We start from the raw sequence: 17,781 nt of genomic DNA, 5'->3' as shown, positions 1-17,781 counted from the left end.
ACGATTATTTATTTTAATGTGCATATTGTTCTGACAGTGTACTGATTTTGATATTTCAATGCGTTACAATTATCATAATCTTATTGGGAGTGGTTAACATGGGCGCACATGAATTTGGATGGATTCAGAATCCATCCAATTTTGGTAAATTAAAAAGAACTGTTCAAATATTGGTGAGAGATTCACCTTATTATACGTACTTATTAGATACAGGATTAGACTATATTGAAGATAGTGTGCAGAGAAATGCTTTAAGGAATAGGCTTACACGGCCTGAGATTCAGATAACTTATAACCAAATGAAAGGTAAGGCTGTTTTTCCAAAGAATTATACGGGAGTAAAGGACAGAAAGCATCAAGTAGCATTTGGTTTAGCTCAATTGTCAGGTGGTGATAATAAGAAAGAAAAGGCATGGACAGATGAATGGACGGCAGAAGGATTCTTGAATTGGGCGTTGACATTACATTTCTTTGAAGTAAGTGAAGATACTGATTTATTAAGCATTACAGAGCTAGGCAAGAGATTTGCACAACAACCAGATGGAACTTGGAAGAATGGTAAGGAGAAAACATACATTTTAAGCGCTGAAGAAAAAGCATTTCTAGTTCCCGTAGTTATGGCTTATCCACCAGCCGTACGGTTCTTATATTTGTTAAATAATGTAAAATCAGATAATCAAGACACTACTGTTTTGTTATCGAAATTTAAAATTGGTCATGAGTTAGGATTTTCTGGGGAACCAGGTTTTACTTCTTTTGAGGAATCCGAATGGTTTGAATATTTACATGATACACCACAAAATAAAAAGGGCGATGTTCGTAGTGATGTAGAAGGGTCTGCAGATAAATGGGCACGAACTATTTCTAGATGGTTAATTGCTCTTGATCTGATCAAGTCACGTAAATTAGTTCGAGTAGTCGATGGTGATGAAGAATATACACCGCATGCTTATCAAATTAATGGTATGAGGGGTCGGCGAGCTTTGAAGCTGGCCAAGGGTTTTTCTCGCCACCATGCTATAGAGAAGTACGTTTCCTGGCATATGTTGGCAACTAAGGTCACTAATAAAAATTATGTAAAAATTCGTCGTGCATACACGCTTAAAGGGATGCAGCAAATTACAAAGATATCGGCGTTAAGTGAATATCTTAAAGAACGCGGATTATTTGACGGTATGGGTGTTCTACAAGCTGATATTCAAGGATTAATTCGATTTGGTCTAAACATTGATAGAGATGGTGGGAATATCTATTTTAGAGATAGCGTTAATAATTTTGAAGTACCAAGTGTTAATATGACACCGGTACTAAAGGATGCCGCCTTACAAAAAACTAAAAATACGCTACTCAATGAACTTACAGAAATTGATCCTGCCGATATAGAAGTTATTGAAATGTCGTGGAAAAAGGCAACTACACGTTCTCAAAACACCCTTGAAGCTACTTTGTTTGAAGTAAAAGTAGTTGAAATTTTTAAAAAGTACTTTGAATTGAATGGAGAACATCTTGGCGGACAAAATAGGCCAGATGGAGCAGTTTATTATAACTCTACTTATGGAATTATTCTGGATACGAAAGCTTATTCGAATGGTTATAACATCCCAGTGGATCAACAACGTGAAATGGTTGATTATATTACAGATGTGATTGATAAAAACCAGAATGTAACACCAAACCGCTGGTGGGAGGCCTTTCCAGCGACGCTGTTAAAAAATAATATATATTATTTATGGGTAGCAGGTGGCTTTACAGGTAAGTATCTGGATCAATTAACTCGCACGCATAACCAAACAAATATGGATGGCGGTGCGATGACAACTGAGGTATTATTGCGTTTAGCCAATAAAGTATCATCCGGGAATTTAAAAACAACAGATATTCCGAAATTGATGACAAATAAGCTGATTTTAAGTTAGTTTGTTTGGGTTTCCATATATCACTGTTTTTTCAATTGAAATGTATATGATTATTTTGCAAGTAGACACTGATATGGCACGGAATTATGCTTCGTCGTTTGACGTTGTCCCTGAATGGTGTTGTTTTAAGCAAGTAAAACAAGAGCTGGCAATTAACGACTGCGAGCAATTTACTATATAATGAGATACAAGGATGATCTAGTAAACATTGATCTGCGATTACGTAGCTTAGCAGTGCCAAAACAAGAGGTTCCTTATCGAATTAATGTCTTTCAATAGGTGCTGGCTCATTAACTATTATTGTGAAAAGTAGTAAGCTGTGTTTAAAAGTGAATTTGGTTAAAAAAGGGGGAATAACTTATGCTTATTCAGCGCTTAGATATCTACCAGCGGGAAACACTTAAAAACGGGGTAAGCCAAGGCAAAGAGCCGTACGCCTTGAGCCTATACACCGCTGATTTAACTAACTTTTGGGTAAATGGTGCTTTTAAGATTCATTTTGGCTTAGACTTACAGGGCGACACCTACCAGTTAAAGGATAGTTACTATTACGAGTTTAGTAAGTTTGGGTTAACCGCTCGTTATTACTTTGTGAATAGTCCTTACACGTGGGAGCCTAAGTTGCCGAAAATCGAGGCGGCTAATGATGCTAAACGGGGTTTTATCCGGTATTTAGTGTTCGGTCCCGATATCATGAACAGCGGGGACTTGCGTTGGTTAGGGTTGAACACCGGTTTGACCTTAGGTAACACTGATTTATCACGGTTATACAAAGGCTTGGAAGCGTATAGTTATCCGGTAGACCTTAAACGCCGCAAGCTTTACTCCGGTAGCTATGGCTACTATCTAACGCCGGCTACCGAAAAAGAAAAGGCAACCGGCAAGCTGCCAGACTTGGAAAAAGTCTTCAACCCGTCGACTACCTTAAGCCGACCGGATAACAACTATCACGAAACTTATTTAACCATGACCACCCGCACAAGGGTCAAGCCACATTATCAGCCTAATCTGAATTTAAGTGATATGTGGGGCGGCTTCTTTGGTGGGGTTTATCTAGGCGGCGGTTTTGATAGTAAGGATAAATAGTTTGGTCTTACCAACTAATAATATTTTGTATTCTTGCAAATAATTACTGTTCGGTAGCTATTTTTAGTTAGTTTCATCGAATAATGTGTAAGTTATACAACCATGGTTCTCAACGCAAAGAAGCCACACCGGCTAAAGTGTGGCTTCTTTGCATACAGTAATTATTCGGCAATCTTAGCTTTTGGTTCAGATTCAGTTTCACCGCCAAAAATTGGTGTCACTGTCCGTTCAATGTACTGCGCCTTGATTGGCGTTGCGTACGGATTAACCGCTTCCAACTCAAACATCTTCAAATCGGCGATCGTTTGCATCGCTGTTTTGATCGTAGTTTCGTCCAGGGTCTGGGAAGCGTAGTTCAGGCGCATATGTTTCGTTTTGCCGATTTCGTTCTTGAACTCCATATCAAGTTGTTTCATGGGAATGCTCCTCTCTGTGGTGGATTGGGTGTAGTGGTGTATTGCGTAGTAGTAGATAATTCAGTGGTGCGGTATTTCCGCGATTTAGCGTCGGGGCGTACGCTTGGCGGCGGAAATGGGGCGGTGCGCGTTACTCAGGGGTAGTGGAAACGTGATAAATTAGGCAGGATCTTCCGCTCAGCTACGCTATGAGAACGCGCCACTGCGTGTCTCTTATCTCCTAGCTGCCATGTTTCTTGCGGCATGAATTTTGCCACAAGAATGGTCAACGTCCGTAGCATCAAGATTATTAGTGGTGTTTGCTAATAATCAACTACTTTTGTGGAGTAGTAGGCTAGACCTCAAATCCTGAGCGCCTAATTTACCACTCTATCCTGCGTAGTCATGTCGATCATATACAACGGTGACCGCAGCGCTGTAGCCTTCGTTGGCTAGTTTAGCGATGGTTTTGCCGAATGTGTCCAGTTGTTCAGGGGTGGTGCCTTCTTTGACGTTCATGAACTTGTGCGTCGCTTCGCCGTCGATGTTGTCGCCGACGGTTTTGATCTGCAAGTCTGTTTTCAAAATAGCCATGGGATGACCTCCTCGTCAATTTTAGTGTGGGTTTCTGGAGCCAGAAACCCAGTTTTTTTAAGGGTCAATGCGGCCGTCATTTAGCCCTCACTTATATATACGTTTGAGCCTGCCGTTTTGTCCCGCTGTTTTCAAATAAAGTGGTGAATTTTCTTAAAAAGTTTGGCCCGGCGACGATAGAGGGCGCTGCGACTGATTTTTAATTGCCGGCAAGTTTCAGTCACGGAATCATTTTGTAGATACAGGTGGTTGAAGATTTGGTTTTCGACGATCGACAGTTCAGCAACGAGGTCTTCTAAGATCAGATGGTTGATCAAGTCGGCGTTAGTCGTTGGTTCAACGGTGGCCTCGTTGCCGAAATATTTGTGATAGCATTGATTTTTGCGCCAGTGATCATAGATCCGTTGGCACAGCTTGGTATAGAGATAGTTATTGCGGCTGATCTGCGGCGCCGGCAACTGTTCGTATTGGCAGTAGGCATCGACGTAAGCTAGCAGGCATTCTTGAAAAAAATCATCGTAATCTGAGCGTTGGCGGGTGATGTGGCAGTGTTTCAGCGCACCGCCGATTAGTTTTTTATCGTTGAGTGCGGCGTTAAATGCCGTATTGATCAATTGATTTGTCATTGGATCACAACCTTTGCTTGTAGTGATCCCAGACGTCTAGGACGCTATTTAGCATACCGGCTTGGCCATAAAAACGACAAACAGCGCATTTTGTAAAAATGCAGCGCTGGTTAATTGAAAATACAATAAGAAAAGGCTTTCATTACGGCAATCGATTTTTTCTAATCTAGTCTTCATTAAATTTTTAGTAAATAGTTAACCGCTTCCAACTAAATAAGATTTAGCTTATGCTAATCTGAAAGATGGCGCGATTGCAGCGACCAATTGGAGGGGATCAGATGGGACAACGACCAAAGGGATTGCCAAATAATTGTTTTTATTATGATTTGGCGGATCAGACGACGTATGCAGAAACGGCAGAATTATGCGCTGATTTTGCGATTCGCAAGACCACTATTTTTGTTGGCAGCTTGGCGGATGACTTAAAGCTTGGCAACGTGATCTACCGCACGGCGGTGATCGATGTTTCTGGTAAAGTGGTGCTATGTTCGCGGACAGCAGTGCAGTTAATGACCGTGTACAGTCAGCATAATTTGTTAACGTGTCGACTATCACGGTGGATGGCCGATGAGTTGGGGCTACAGAACTTTCCTTATTTTCACGGTGAAAATTCATTTATTCCGGATTCTAGTCCACAGCGGCAACAGGCGGCTTGGGTGTGCAGCCGCTGGTATTCAACGATGCGCGCATACGCAAATGCGGTGCTGGTAACTTTTAGTCAAGCAGATGAGCGCCAGCCCAAAGTGGTGATTCGGGTGCAACTTAGTGTGCGCAGCTTGACCACCCAATTAGGTTTGGTGCGCGAATTTCTGCTGGCACTGACCAATGTAGTTCAGCAAGGCTTTAAAGAATTGTTGCCGTCAAGTACTTGTGATCTCATGGTGCCGGCCAATTTACCGAAGTTGACGGCCTTGGATATTCCGCAAGTACAGCCGGCGCAGCTCCGGCAATTTATTTATGATTGTTTCAGCGAAGATGTTTGTCAGTTGGCAGAAGTGGGACAAATGTCAGTCCGCGAAGCCACTGCGTCGGCCGATTATCATATACGGCCACCGCGCGGTTTGAAGCACCGGAAAAGTAAGGCGGATTAGCGGGTACGTGGGGTGAAGTGGCTGTAACTATGCGCGCACCGATATGATTTTAGGGTCGATCTAAGATCACTTGAACTTGATCTAAGATCACTTGAACTCGACTAAGATCACTTGAATTTGATCTAAGATCACCTGAACTTGATCTAAGATCAAGTAAAAAATAACTAACATGAGAAAAATAAAGTTAAGTAAACGCTGTTAAATCAGTGTTTCGTGCTTAACTTTATTTTTTTGCCAAAATAGCGGGACAAAAGCGGTCGCTCAAACGTATATATAAATGAATAGCTAATTTGAGGTGAGGGTTTTGGAAACGGTTATTAAAATACCAATTAACTTATTTGAATTACCTGAATTTATAAAACTAGAACAGTTGGCAAGTAATGGTCGTCAAGAAAGAACTGCACAAGCACTTTGGTTGCGTTTAGCTTGTATTGCTGGCCGTGCGGGTTGTGCTGGCTACGTTACTGGTACTGATCAACCAGCGTTGACTAACAGCGAATATGCACACCTAGCGCATATTACTCGTGCTAACTATGTACCGCAGTTATTGGCGCTACTAGAAAAGGCTGGTTTACTGCAACGACATGCGGATGACCGCTATCAGATCAGCCACTGGGAACGCTATGCAGTTGACGATGTCGATCCTAATTATTGCGGGCTAGTTAAATTTTACGACGTGGATGATCCGCAGCCAGCCCCACCAGCACCGCCATTAACCGGCGTCACGCCACTGGCCCTGCAAAAATACACCCCAGCACAACGCGCTAAATTAGTAACGACCACCGGCAAAATTCTGGCGTACCTGCACCAGCAGTCGGGCAAGCAATTTAGCAACGAGCCGGCAACACAGATTTTATTGGCGGGCTTATTTGATCAAAAAGTGACGATCAAGCAGATCAAACAGGTGATCGATTGGAAGTGCAAGGATTGGTACGAGACTGATTTTTGGAAGTTTGTGCGGCCGCAGACGTTGTTTGGACCGAAGTTTAAGCAGTATTTGTTGGAGGCGCCGCCACCGGCGCACGTGCAGCCGGCAGCTCAGCTGACGCGGACGCAGTATTTGCGTGATCTGTATCAGTTAAGCTGCGGTGATGTGGCAATGGTGTTGCGGCGGGCGGCTGATGAGGTAGTTGACGTGACCGAAGAAGAAGTGGAGGCGATTGGGCGTGACCTTGGATACTAATGTGGTCCATTATTTATTGCAACATCCGGCGGCGATCAAAACAGTGACGATCGCGCCGGAATGGTTCAGTGGCAAGAGCTGCCGTGAGTTTGTCGAATTTATGGTGACTGATCCGGGACCGTTTCAGAGTTTTGTGGATGTGCAGCGGCGCTTTCAGGCGGCGTACCCGCTGGCGTTTGAAGAGGCTGATTGGCAGACGTTTGCCCAACCTTGTGACAACGAGCAAATTTTTCGTGACAGCGTGCAGGCGCAGCATTTTTGGTACGAACAGGGCAACACGCAAATGGCGGCCCAAGCCTATTTTGCCACGCCGAACGCGGAAAATTTGGCGGCGTTGCAGGCGCAAAGTCGCTTGTTGCTGGGCTTAAACGAACCGCCGACACCAACGCAACCGATCACTGAACACGGGGCGACGTTAGCGGCGGAACTGGCACAGCCACAGCCGTTGGGCATCAAAACTTTCGCCAATGTCGATCGCGTGTTCAACGGCGGCTTGCGCGGCGGGATGTTGTGGACGATCGGCGCCCGCCCCGGTGTCGGTAAATCGGCCTTTGCGCTGAATCTGATCGAACAGGCGATCAAGTACACACCGAATCTGACGGTGGATCTGTTTTCGCTGGAAATGACCGCCCAGGATAACTACCAGCGGATCGTCGCCTGCGAAACTGGCGTGGCGGCTGGCAAGTTCACTAACCCGTACCAAATGAGTGCCGCTGAGAAAGAAAAAGTCCGTGCCGGCATCGAACAGTTGAATCGACAACAGTTGTATTTACATGATAAATTGCTGATTTTGCCGCAGATCATCAAGACGATCCGCGCCCACGCCGCCAAAGCTGCCGCCGGCGAATATTTAGCGGTGATCGATTATTTGCAAATTATCAGTTTAGAACGACTGGCGGCGCGCACCGATCGGCGGCTGGAGATCGAAACGATCACCCGCGAGTTAAAGTTGTTGACCAACGAAATGGGCATCCCGATCATTTTATTCTCGCAATTAAACCGCGAGCTGGAAAAACGCGTTGACCGCACGCCGCAACTAGCCGACCTGCGCGAGTCCGGCAGTATCGAGCAAGATTCCAATACGGTCAGTTTTCTTTATCCAATCAGCAATGACGAAGAACACAAGGCAGTCCGCCACCTAAACTTAATTTTCCGCAAAAACCGTTCTGGCTGCCTGACCGAGTTGGCCTTTACCTTTACCCCAGGGCAAATGCGCTTTACGCCGCAGTTGGTGCTGGATACGCCGGTGGCAGCGGGCAACGGGACGGTAAATATGCAGCAAGATGTGGTGCCGCCAACAATGCGGCGCAATTAAAAAGGAGGTGAAGCCGATGATCGAAACACTCCCCGTCAGTAACGCCAAAATGCACCTCAATCGCCTCGTCCGCGAGCTTGATCGCAGCGACGGCGTGGTGGTGATCCGCAATATGCGCACCAACGATTGCGTGGTGCTGGTCGCCGCGCACAAATGGCAGCAAGAACTCACTGCAATGCTGGGCCAGGATCTGCATATTTAGGTCGCTTTTCTTTCATATAAACAAAGGAGGACTTCAATGACTGATTTAGGCATTCCCTTAGACCATGAGCTGGCGCGCCACGACTTTTTGGATCGGCCGGTGTCGGCTAAGGATGAACTGTACTGTTTAGGCGAATTTTTGTACCGGCAACAGGATGCGGCGGAATTTTTACAGTTTCTACAATTTTTGTGTCAGAATCAGAAAAGTGCCGCGGGGATTTTGCGGTTGCTGGGGGCGCAGACGATTAGTGGGTAATAAAAGTTTTGGGCAAATATTTTTCGTATCTGCAGTTTGTTTTTCATCCATAAAAGCTGTTCCTCTTGTTTATCGATAACTGTTTTGGAGTACAGGGTCAAAGAAAGACAGCTTTATAGTCATGAACTTGATTTGTCGGGTTGTAAAGTTTAAAATGGCGTCCTATAGTTTGATTATTAATGAATGTACATTGTCAAATTTTATCAAGTAATTTAAGCATAAGAAGAAATTCTATGCTGGATGGTGCGTTATCTATTTTTTGGTAATTAACCTTGAATTTTAAAGAAGCATTAAAAGCTTAGGCGATAGAAAAAACCACTAAAAATAAGTTGAAAAACTATTTTTTAGTGGTTTTTATTTTAAATAAATTTGCCTACTAATAGCACTTATTAATAATAAAAAGCATTAATAAATAAAATAAGCGCTAAAAATAAAGCATAATAAACCTTGTAAGCGATTGCGGCAAACTGATGAGGAGGACCTAATATTGAAAATTAATACCATTAGTATTAATCAGATGCAAACACCAATTGGGTATAAATTTGATCAAATCACCATTCATTGTTCAGTAGTCGGAATGGACTATCCGACTGAGCTTGAGAAAAAGCTAACGATTCAAGCGGCAGACAAAGTAGTCTACGAATCCGAATGGCAGGCGGCAACAAGTCTGGATTTTCAACCAGCCTTGGATTTAGCACCACGTACGCGATATGTAGTTCACGTTTCCTTACGGGCAGCTGATTATACTGAAACTAAAGCAACTTATTTTGAAACTGGGCTGATGGATCAACGCCTTGGTGCGCACTGGATCGGTTCGGCTGATGCCAGTGTCCATGGCCTGCAATTAGTCAAACAAGTGACGATTCCAAGGGGGATCAAACAGGCAAGATTATATATTAGTGGGCTAGGACTTTACGAGGCCTATATTGATGGGCATAAGGTTGGCGCAGAATATTTGGCACCTGGCTTTACTAACTACAATTATTACACGCAGATTGCCACACATGATGTTACCGACTTGTTGACCGAAGCTGGTGTACATACATTAACAATCAGTCTCGGTGATGGCTGGTTCCGCGGTAAATTAGGCATTAAACAACATGGCGGTAAAATGAATCAATACGGCAATGCGTTAATGGCCGTTGCCGCATTATGTTTTACTGATGAGGCGGGTGTCGAAAAAGTTATCACAACCGATGCTACATGGAAATGTATGCGTTCTCGAATTTCGCATTCGGGTATTTATTATGGAGAGGATCTTGATGAAACGGTTAGTCTAACTGAATTGCCGCTGGCACAGTTTGAACAACCAGCTAAGTATTTATTTGATCGCTTGAGTTTGCCAATCACTACCCATGAAAAATTACCAGTCGTTAAAAAGATTATGACACCAAGTGGCACAACTGTTCTGGATTTTGGACAGAATATGGCTGGCTGGGTCACCTTTACCAATCGTTTACCCCGGGGGAGTAAAGTTGCATTGGAATATGGTGAGGTGTTGCAAGACGGTGAATTATATCGGGGTAATCTGCGTTCAGCGCGGGCAACATTTACTTACGTTAGCGATGGTACAACCCACAGAGTTCGACCCCATTTCACATATTTTGGTTTCCGCTATGTTAAATTGATCGATTTTCCAAAAAATATAAATGTAACCGATTTTAGTGCATGGGCTTTGTACTCGGATATGAAATCAATTGGTAATATTACAACTAATGATCCGTTAGTTAATCGACTATTTAAAAATGTTCTTTGGGGCCAGAAAAGTAATTTTCTTGATGTGCCAACCGATTGTCCGCAACGAGATGAACGACTAGGCTGGACTGGGGATGCAGCAATCTTTGCCCAAACAGCCAGTTATAATATGAACACTTTTAGCTTTAATCGTAAATTCATGTTTGATGTGGCCGTTGAGCAAAGTTTACACAACGGCAAAGTGCCGTTATATTGTCCCGCAGTCGATGAGCATGATGGTGGCAAAGCGGTTTGGAGTGACGTTGCAACGATTATTCCTTGGGTCACCTATACCAGAACCGGCGATTTAGCTGTACTTAAGCAAAACTTTGGTGCAATGATGTCGTGGGTCGATTGGGTCCATGATTATGCTAAAGGGACACGTAACGAGTTTCTTTGGTTAGATGGCGATCAGTTAGGCGATTGGTTAGCGTTAGATACAGAAGATATTTTACATCTAAAGGGACGGACACCAGATGATCTAATTGCTAGTGCTTACTACTATTATTCAGCAAAAATTGTTGCACAGACAGCTAAATTATTACAAGCCAAGCATGAATCTGAATATTATGAATTATTAGCTAACAAGATCCATGATGCCTTTATCAATGAATTTTTCACTGGTAGCGGGCGTCTGCTGACTGATACACAAACTGCATTAGCGTTGTGCTTGGAGTTTGATCTATACCCAGCAAATACGCAACAAAGTTTAACTGGTGAATTGGTTAAACGGTTAGAGAAAGATTGCAATCACTTAACAACTGGCTTTGTCGGTACACCAGTGTTATTGCCGGCCTTATCGAAAAACGGTCAACATGAATTGGCCTGTCAGATTTTTCTCAATGATGATTATCCCAGCTGGCTATATCAGGTCAAACATGGGGCAACAACGATTTGGGAACGTTGGAATTCAATTGATTCCAACGGAAAAATTGCTGAAAATGGGATGAACTCCTTAAATCACTATTCCACTGGGGCGGTGATGCAATGGGCTTATGAACAATTAATTGGCATTCAACCAATAACCCCCACTCAAGTGACAATTCAACCAGGCATCACCGCTAAATTTAGACAGGTAGCTGGGCGTACAGAATTAGCTAATGGACAAGTTGCAGTAGCGTGGCAGATCATGAATATCCAAGGTGATCAAATTAAAGTAACGCTTGATATTCCATATGGGGCTACGGCTACAGTCAACTTACCGCGAGCAAAAAATTGGCAAATTGCTGATCGACAATATAAAAATGGTACCCAATTGCAACCAGGCCATTATGAAATCATGTATACGCCGACAAAAGCCTTTGTAGATCAGTTTACTGTGTACACACCGTTATCAGCCTACAATCAAGATAAAACTTTAACGACTCAATTAGCGACACTGGTCCCATTTTGGAGCTTTCTGACTTTACCAGGTAATATGCAGAACTTTCAAGCCTATTCGTTGTTACAACTAAGTCATGAAATGCGGGGGATCGGGTTTCCGGAAATGACGCCTGCACAGATAGATAAAATCAATCAACTTTTTGCACATGTTGCTTTAGCCAATACTAAGGAATAGTTATTGAATACGAGGAGGGACTACTATGTCGAAGATGTATCAAAAAGGTTATAAAAAATGGATGTTAATTATTTCGTTACTTGCCTTAAATATTATGGAACAAGCTGCTGGTGCTATATCGGCAACAATTCCCCAAATGGCTAAGGCATTTCCAAGATATTCATTGGTTCAAGTTGAACTTTCTACCACTGTGGTTTCAATTTTTGTCACAATTTTTGTTTTGACCTCTGGTTTTATTACAACTAAAATTGGTCAGAAACAAACTGCATTATTGGGGATGACGATTGCAACAATTGCTGCCTTGATTCCTGCCTTTGCTAATAGTTTGATTTTAGTCATTATTTCGCGAGCAATCATGGGTATTGGTATTGGGTTAGCTAATCCCTTGGCTATAAGCTTGATTAGTGAATTCTTCACCGATGAAGCACGGGCTAATTTACTTGGTTGGCGTTCGTCAATTGCAGCATTAGGTGTTGCTTTTATGACATTTGGCGCTGGTCACCTACTAGAGATAAGTTGGCATGCGGCATATCTTGTTTATCTATTATTTATTCCAGCTTTGATCTTGTTTTATATTTTCGTACCTGAGCCAGAAAAATATGGTGTACGTGCTAAAGCAGAGGCAATAGCGGCTAAAAAGAGTCATGAACCTGAGCATAAAGCTGGTTTATTAGTTGTTCTTGGATTAACACTAGTTTTATTCTTATATATGGTTACATATATGATTGCATATATTAAAATTGCCACTTTATACGTACAGCAGGGAATCGGGACTCCAACTCAAGCTAGTACCGCGTTATCAGTACTTAATATCTCACAATTGATTAGTGGTGCTTTATTCGGTCCGCTATATAAGGTATTGCACGAAAAGATTCTATATCTAGGTATGTTTGCCACTGCGTTACCATTAATCGGTATGGCAATGACAACTAACGGTAATTTAATCTTGTTGTTATTTGTTGTGATTGGAGCGATTGGTGGATTAGCATTGCCGTATTTTTTCATCAAAATATCGGATGTAACGACAACAAAGAACGCACCATTATTTAATGGAATTGTGCTAGTTGGTTCTAACTTAGGTTCCTTTGCTGCACCATTTTATGGCCAGATATTGGGTGGCACTACGGCCGCAATTGCTTTTCGGAATGGCGGCATTGCATTGGTTGTTTTAACAGTACTGGTAATGCTAGTTATGGAAGTGCTGAAGCATATGCATAAATCTCCAGAAAAAGCGGAGGTATAAAAATTGGACTTTTTCAAAGTAAAAGAAATTAATTCACGTTTAACTACGTTAGCGACGTTGACTGGTGAAATTCTATATTTGCTCCAAGGTGATCAGCGCAGTGTGCTAGTTGATACTAGTGTTGGTGTGCAAGGACTGCACAAATTAGTTAGCAGTCTAACTGATAAACCGGTGACAGTTATTTTGACACATGGACATGTTGATCATGCGCCGGGCGCACCCGAATTTGCTGAGGTTTATTTAAATCCGGTTGACAATGAGTTGTATCGTGAACACTGTCAGCTGGATGTACGAAAGGGCTATCTGGAGATGGGGTTAGCTCCGGAAATTGCCCTTACGATCGAGCAACAATTGGTACCACCAGAGCCTGATTTTAAATTTCATGATCTCAGTGATGGTCAGATATTTGATTTAGGTGGTCTTCATATTGAGTGCTATAGCTTGCCTGGACATACTGCTGGGACAATGGTATTACTGATCCCTGAATTAGCTGTTTTAATTTCAGGTGATGCAGCTAATAAATCGACTTTTCTGTTTGACACCTTCTCAGCACCAGTTGAAACTTATCGCGCCAATTTAGTAAGAATACAAAAGCGTTTGGCGGGGCGTTATCAGCACGTTTATATTACTCATCATGTGATGGAAGTTGATGTTAATATTTTGCAAAATCTGATTGATGTTTGCGATGATATTATAGCTGGTAAGGCTGATGATATTCCATTCGATTTTATGGGTAATCATGCTTTTATCGCCAAAAAAGCCGATAATGAGTTTAATCGGCAAGATGGCATCGAGGGTGATATTATTTTTAGCAAACAGCGGATTTGGAATAAGCAACTTAATTAAAGCTGTTGACTCTTACGGAACTGGGTTGGTGTCAGGCCGGTATTCTGTTTAAAAATATGGGCTAATTGGGCCTGATTAGGGTAGCCAAGCGTCGCTGCAATCTCGCTTATAGGTTCTTGGGTGAAAATCAGCAGTTGTTTAGCTGATAGAATACGTTGCTCAGTGATAAATTGCATGACACTGACTCCAGTTGATGCTTTGAATAGGTGCATCAAATAAGAGGGGCTACATTGGACTTGTTCAGCCAAGGCGGCCACATTAGTGATCGTTGCGAGGTGGTCATAAATGTATTCTTGCGCACGATAGACAACTGTTGGTAAGCTTTGACGCTTGATTCGCGCCACGTTAAGGGTGAAGCGTTCGCCAATCGTACGCGTATATTCGTAAACGTTTGTGATCTCTGGTAAACGTTCTGATTGTTTAATGATAAGATCGCTTAAATTATAAGCGTTCTCGGCGTATAGACCACCGCGGATCGCTGCGCGGGTAAACAAAGTCGTAGCTGCGATCGTCAAATTTTTCTTACTACGTAGATCAGAAGCAGCCAATTCGCCAAAATTACCTTCTTGCATAAAGGGTAAGTAATTGGTATTAAATTCATTCACATTACCATGTTCAACGCCAAGCAACATTTTGCGTTCGGCCAAATAGCCAGCGTGAGAAGGTTGCTTTTCTATTTCCATAGTTTTTGGTGCGCGGTCAATGATGGCAAAGTCTTCCATTGCTAATTGTTGTTCATTACCAAAACTAGGCGTTTGCTGTAGTTGTGCCACATAAAAGAGAGTGACTTGTGCACGAAAATGATGTAAATCGACTAGGGGTACCTTATCATCATAAATACCGTTAGCCCTGATTGCATTAGTTGCTGCCCAAATAATCACTATTTCTGGTGCTGCAGCATAGACCGCAACAAACCCAAAATTTATGACCGTCAGCAGTTGGACTTGGTCACGACTAAGTTCAATTAATTTAGTCAATAAGGTCGTTGGTATTTCAGGCAACAATGGATTTTTAGCTAATGCCAGTTGCCGCCCAGCATTATCGCTAATTAAAATACTCAGTCCTGTCGCATTATAAAAAGTGATGGCTAGTTCAGTATGATCGATCATCATCAAATCCTTTGCTGTATTTTAATACGTTAATTTTAGCTATATTGTAGCAGACTTACGTTTAAAAAGCAGGATCAGATAAAATTTTACTCTAATTAACAAAAAATTAATTGGAAAATAGGCATAATAATGGTTGTTAACGCTTTATTTGTTTTGTAGATAGCAATGTATGAAGTGTTCAAGAATTGCTATAAAAATTATAATCTGGCTATAATTTTAGGTGCGTTTTAAGTAAAAATCTATGTCTGGTAGGTGAGAAAATGAAAAAAATACTTGTATTCGATATTGGTGGCACTAATTTAAAATACACCATAATGACACCACAGCGGGCATTATTAGTTAAAGGCAGTGTTGCAACGCCGACAGCTGGGTTACCTCAGTTCATCGCGATGTTACAAAAAATCATTGGTCAATATGCCCAAGAAATTGCTGGTATTGCCATTAGTTTACCTGGACAAGTTGATCTGCTGACACAACAAGTTCATTTTGGTGGTACGCTGCCCTTTCTTGATGGGGTTAACTTCGCAGAGCAGTTGCAGACAACACTACCAATTGCATTGGAAAATGATGGTAAGGCAGCAACTTTAGCCGAACTGTGGTGCGGGGCTTTGGCCCAACAAAATAGTGGTGCCGTCGTTGTTTTAGGAACCGCGGTTGGTGGTGGCATTGTCTTGAATCGGCAGTTGATCTACGGTAGTCACCAACAAGCTGGCGAATTTAGCTTTATGCAAAGTGATCCAGGAACGACGATGCAGAGCACTTTTGGCGATCAAAGTTCTGCCGTACAAATGATCAAGGCAGCGGCGCAAAAACTTGATCTAGTTGATGAAACGAATGGTTTACAAGTTTTTCAAGCAATCAATGCGCATGATTCACGAGTTTGGCCACTTTTTAAGCAATTTTGTCGTTCAGTGGCGTTAATGATCCATAATGTTCAAACAATCATCGATGGCGATTGTTATGTGATCGGTGGCGGTATTTCGGCACAGCCGATCGTGGGTGCAACGATCAATGCCGAATTTGATCAGTTACGCCAGGATAATGCCGTTTTTGCGGCGACTTTAAGTCGGCCTAAAATCGTCACCAGCCAATTTCACAATGATGCCAATCTCTATGGCGCACTGTATCATTTTATAATGGCTTACGACAAGGAGGAGCAAAATGTACAAACAACAACTAACAAGCGAGTTTCCAACTGATTTTCTTTGGGGTGGAGCTACAGCCGCTAATCAAGTTGAAGGTGGTTGGAATCTTGACGGCAAAGGCTTAACCACGGCCGAAGTGGTTCGCAAAGGTGATCGTGACCATGCGTCAATGGGCGATGTGACCGCTGATTCAATTAAAGCGGCTATCGCTGATCCCACCGATACGGCCTATCCTAAGCGCCGTGGGGTCGATTTTTATCATCACTATAAGGAAGTTAAACTTTTTGCGGAAATGGGTTTCAAGGTTTATCGTTTCTCAATGGCCTGGGCGCGAATCTTCCCCCAAGGTGATGAAGCGCAACCTAACGCGGCCGGCTTAGCCTTTTATGATCACGTTTTGGCCGAATTAGCCAAGTATCACATTCAACCCTTGGTCACCTTATCACACTATGAAATGCCGATTGCATTGACCCAGAAGTGGAATGGTTGGGTCGATCGCCGAACAATCGCCGCCTTTAATCATTTTACGGAAACGGTTTTTAAACGTTACCGCGGTCAAGTACCATTTTGGTTAACGTTTAATGAGATCAATACTGGCATTTGGGGATTTCACGAAACTGGCGCCGTGGACACTGACCTAGACAAACAGGCTCAGCTGCAGATTCGTTACCAAGCGTTGCATCATCAATTTGTGGCCAGTGCCCTGGCCACTAAACAGTTACATGAAATTGATCCGCAGGCGAAGATTGGCTGTATGTTAGCCCGAATGCAGACTTATCCGGCCGCACCAGATCCGCAAGACGTTCTCGCTGCGCAACAAGCTGACCAACAGAATCTCTTTTTCACCGACGTTCAGGCGCGAGGCGCGTATCCCAATTATATGAATCGTTATTTTGCCGAACATCAGATCAAAATCAAAATGGCGACCGATGACGAAAAGATTTTAGCTCAGTACCCAGTTGATTTCATTAGTTTTAGTTATTACATGACGACGGTAACGCGCCACGGCAGCACGGCGACTACTGCGGGAAATTTAGCGTTAGGGGAAGCTAATCCTTATCTGCAAACTTCTGCTTGGGGTTGGCAAATCGATCCGATTGGCTTACGGATTGCGTTGAACGAAATGTGGGATCGTTATCAGAAACCGCTATTCATCGTTGAGAATGGTCTCGGCGCCGTTGATGAATTAGTTGATGGCCAAGTGCATGATGATTATCGAATCGATTATTTGCGGCAACATATTACGCAAATGCGGGAAGCCATTACCGATGGTGTTGCTTTGCTGGGTTATACCATGTGGGGACCGCTGGATTTGATCAGTTTTTCTACGTCGGAAATGAGTAAACGCTATGGGTTCATTTATGTTGACCAAGATGATACCGGTAACGGTAGTTTACGTCGAATCAAGAAAGATTCGTTTTATTGGTATCAACAGGTGATTCAAAGTAACGGTGCTAAGTTATAGTTTTTCTATAGAATACGA

Annotated in this window: 16 protein-coding genes; 12 read left to right on the top strand and 4 right to left on the bottom strand. The window is 42.8% G+C overall.

The genetic code is table 11. The annotated features are described in order from the left end of the window. Nucleotides 1–98 precede the first annotated feature (98 nt). Together LC20001_RS08160 and LC20001_RS08155 are read left to right on the top strand one after the other, a co-directional pair. Nucleotides 99–1,916 carry a restriction endonuclease FokI C-terminal domain-containing protein gene (locus tag LC20001_RS08160; RefSeq protein ID WP_010011120.1) on the top strand — a complete coding sequence of 606 codons (1,818 nt, stop codon included), beginning with the start codon at nucleotides 99–101 and terminating at the stop codon, nucleotides 1,914–1,916. 360 nt (nucleotides 1,917–2,276) lie between these two features. Continuing rightward, nucleotides 2,277–3,002 (top strand): hypothetical protein, encoded by a 726-nt coding sequence (locus LC20001_RS08155; RefSeq protein ID WP_010011122.1) that lies wholly within the window; start codon nucleotides 2,277–2,279, stop codon nucleotides 3,000–3,002. A 161-nt stretch (nucleotides 3,003–3,163) separates the two neighbouring features. Here LC20001_RS08155 and LC20001_RS08150 read toward each other — a convergent pair whose 3' ends face one another. The 3 genes from LC20001_RS08150 to LC20001_RS08140 form a co-directional block, all read right to left on the bottom strand. Further along, complete coding sequence (locus LC20001_RS08150; RefSeq protein ID WP_010011123.1) at nucleotides 3,164–3,418, bottom strand: DUF2922 domain-containing protein; 255 nt, start codon at nucleotides 3,416–3,418, stop codon at nucleotides 3,164–3,166. A gap of 369 nt (nucleotides 3,419–3,787) precedes the next feature. Beyond that, nucleotides 3,788–3,991, bottom strand: coding sequence for a DUF1659 domain-containing protein (locus LC20001_RS08145; protein ID WP_010011124.1), 204 nt, complete (start codon nucleotides 3,989–3,991; stop codon nucleotides 3,788–3,790). Between the two features lie 131 nt (nucleotides 3,992–4,122). Then, a complete protein-coding gene (locus LC20001_RS08140) occupies nucleotides 4,123–4,617 on the bottom strand; it encodes a sigma-70 family RNA polymerase sigma factor (protein WP_010011125.1) in 495 nt (164 codons plus the stop codon). Nucleotides 4,618–4,895: 278 nt separating this feature from the next. On the opposite strand from LC20001_RS08140, the gene LC20001_RS08135 reads away from it, so the two are divergent. The 8 genes from LC20001_RS08135 to LC20001_RS08100 all read left to right on the top strand — a co-directional run bounded on the left by LC20001_RS08135 (nucleotide 4,896) and on the right by LC20001_RS08100 (nucleotide 14,044). Further along, the gene (locus tag LC20001_RS08135; protein ID WP_010011127.1) at nucleotides 4,896–5,708 is read left to right on the top strand and encodes a hypothetical protein; all 813 of its coding nucleotides are present in this window, start codon (nucleotides 4,896–4,898) and stop codon (nucleotides 5,706–5,708) included. Between the two features lie 304 nt (nucleotides 5,709–6,012). Then, nucleotides 6,013–6,891 carry a conserved phage C-terminal domain-containing protein gene (locus LC20001_RS08130; RefSeq protein ID WP_010011128.1) on the top strand — a complete coding sequence of 293 codons (879 nt, stop codon included), beginning with the start codon at nucleotides 6,013–6,015 and terminating at the stop codon, nucleotides 6,889–6,891. Beyond that, entirely contained in the window at nucleotides 6,875–8,206 is a 1,332-nt protein-coding gene (locus LC20001_RS08125; RefSeq protein ID WP_069700501.1) for a DnaB-like helicase C-terminal domain-containing protein, read from the top strand. Before LC20001_RS08130 ends, LC20001_RS08125 begins: the two co-directional genes overlap by 17 nt. Before the next feature lie 16 nt (nucleotides 8,207–8,222). Then, nucleotides 8,223–8,408: a hypothetical protein gene (locus LC20001_RS08120; protein ID WP_010011131.1), complete on the top strand. Its 186-nt coding sequence runs from the start codon at nucleotides 8,223–8,225 to the stop codon at nucleotides 8,406–8,408. Between the two features lie 36 nt (nucleotides 8,409–8,444). Continuing rightward, the gene (locus LC20001_RS08115) at nucleotides 8,445–8,663 is read left to right on the top strand and encodes a hypothetical protein (RefSeq protein WP_010011132.1); all 219 of its coding nucleotides are present in this window, start codon (nucleotides 8,445–8,447) and stop codon (nucleotides 8,661–8,663) included. Between the two features lie 487 nt (nucleotides 8,664–9,150). Continuing rightward, nucleotides 9,151–11,955: an alpha-L-rhamnosidase gene (locus LC20001_RS08110; RefSeq protein ID WP_010011133.1), complete on the top strand. Its 2,805-nt coding sequence runs from the start codon at nucleotides 9,151–9,153 to the stop codon at nucleotides 11,953–11,955. A gap of 25 nt (nucleotides 11,956–11,980) precedes the next feature. Beyond that, the gene (locus LC20001_RS08105; protein WP_010011134.1) at nucleotides 11,981–13,198 is read left to right on the top strand and encodes an MFS transporter; all 1,218 of its coding nucleotides are present in this window, start codon (nucleotides 11,981–11,983) and stop codon (nucleotides 13,196–13,198) included. Nucleotides 13,199–13,201: 3 nt separating this feature from the next. Next, nucleotides 13,202–14,044: an MBL fold metallo-hydrolase gene (locus tag LC20001_RS08100; protein ID WP_010011135.1), complete on the top strand. Its 843-nt coding sequence runs from the start codon at nucleotides 13,202–13,204 to the stop codon at nucleotides 14,042–14,044. Here LC20001_RS08100 and LC20001_RS08095 read toward each other — a convergent pair. Further along, nucleotides 14,041–15,156 carry a helix-turn-helix domain-containing protein gene (locus LC20001_RS08095; protein WP_099267142.1) on the bottom strand — a complete coding sequence of 372 codons (1,116 nt, stop codon included), beginning with the start codon at nucleotides 15,154–15,156 and terminating at the stop codon, nucleotides 14,041–14,043. The genes LC20001_RS08100 and LC20001_RS08095 overlap by 4 nt on opposite strands. A gap of 257 nt (nucleotides 15,157–15,413) precedes the next feature. Here LC20001_RS08095 and LC20001_RS08090 point away from each other — a divergent pair, with 257 nt between their 5' ends. Both LC20001_RS08090 and LC20001_RS08085 read left to right on the top strand, forming a co-directional pair. Beyond that, the gene (locus LC20001_RS08090; protein WP_010011138.1) at nucleotides 15,414–16,352 is read left to right on the top strand and encodes an ROK family protein; all 939 of its coding nucleotides are present in this window, start codon (nucleotides 15,414–15,416) and stop codon (nucleotides 16,350–16,352) included. After that, a complete protein-coding gene (locus LC20001_RS08085; protein ID WP_099267141.1) occupies nucleotides 16,315–17,763 on the top strand; it encodes a glycoside hydrolase family 1 protein in 1,449 nt (482 codons plus the stop codon). The genes LC20001_RS08090 and LC20001_RS08085 overlap by 38 nt, the downstream gene beginning before the upstream one ends. The last annotated feature ends 18 nt before the right edge of the window (nucleotides 17,764–17,781 follow it).

Origin of the sequence: Loigolactobacillus coryniformis subsp. coryniformis KCTC 3167 = DSM 20001 (assembly GCF_002706425.1) — a bacterium.
In the GTDB taxonomy this organism is placed as follows: domain Bacteria; phylum Bacillota; class Bacilli; order Lactobacillales; family Lactobacillaceae; genus Loigolactobacillus; species Loigolactobacillus coryniformis.
This window is presented reverse-complemented; position numbering and strand designations above follow the sequence as displayed.

What these genes read in the sequence shown, in the direction of transcription:
- LC20001_RS08095 (WP_099267142.1), bottom strand. Translation starts at nt 15,156, where the DNA reads ATGATGATCGATCATACTGAACTAGCCATCACTTTTTATAATGCGACA.
- LC20001_RS08155 (WP_010011122.1), top strand. Translation starts at nt 2,277, where the DNA reads ATGCTTATTCAGCGCTTAGATATCTACCAGCGGGAAACACTTAAAAAC.
- LC20001_RS08115 (WP_010011132.1), top strand. Translation starts at nt 8,445, where the DNA reads ATGACTGATTTAGGCATTCCCTTAGACCATGAGCTGGCGCGCCACGAC.
- LC20001_RS08135 (WP_010011127.1), top strand. Translation starts at nt 4,896, where the DNA reads ATGGGACAACGACCAAAGGGATTGCCAAATAATTGTTTTTATTATGAT.
- LC20001_RS08150 (WP_010011123.1), bottom strand. Translation starts at nt 3,418, where the DNA reads ATGAAACAACTTGATATGGAGTTCAAGAACGAAATCGGCAAAACGAAA.
- LC20001_RS08120 (WP_010011131.1), top strand. Translation starts at nt 8,223, where the DNA reads ATGATCGAAACACTCCCCGTCAGTAACGCCAAAATGCACCTCAATCGC.
- LC20001_RS08090 (WP_010011138.1), top strand. Translation starts at nt 15,414, where the DNA reads ATGAAAAAAATACTTGTATTCGATATTGGTGGCACTAATTTAAAATAC.
- LC20001_RS08160 (WP_010011120.1), top strand. Translation starts at nt 99, where the DNA reads ATGGGCGCACATGAATTTGGATGGATTCAGAATCCATCCAATTTTGGT.
- LC20001_RS08140 (WP_010011125.1), bottom strand. Translation starts at nt 4,617, where the DNA reads ATGACAAATCAATTGATCAATACGGCATTTAACGCCGCACTCAACGAT.
- LC20001_RS08105 (WP_010011134.1), top strand. Translation starts at nt 11,981, where the DNA reads ATGTCGAAGATGTATCAAAAAGGTTATAAAAAATGGATGTTAATTATT.
- LC20001_RS08085 (WP_099267141.1), top strand. Translation starts at nt 16,315, where the DNA reads ATGTACAAACAACAACTAACAAGCGAGTTTCCAACTGATTTTCTTTGG.
- LC20001_RS08145 (WP_010011124.1), bottom strand. Translation starts at nt 3,991, where the DNA reads ATGGCTATTTTGAAAACAGACTTGCAGATCAAAACCGTCGGCGACAAC.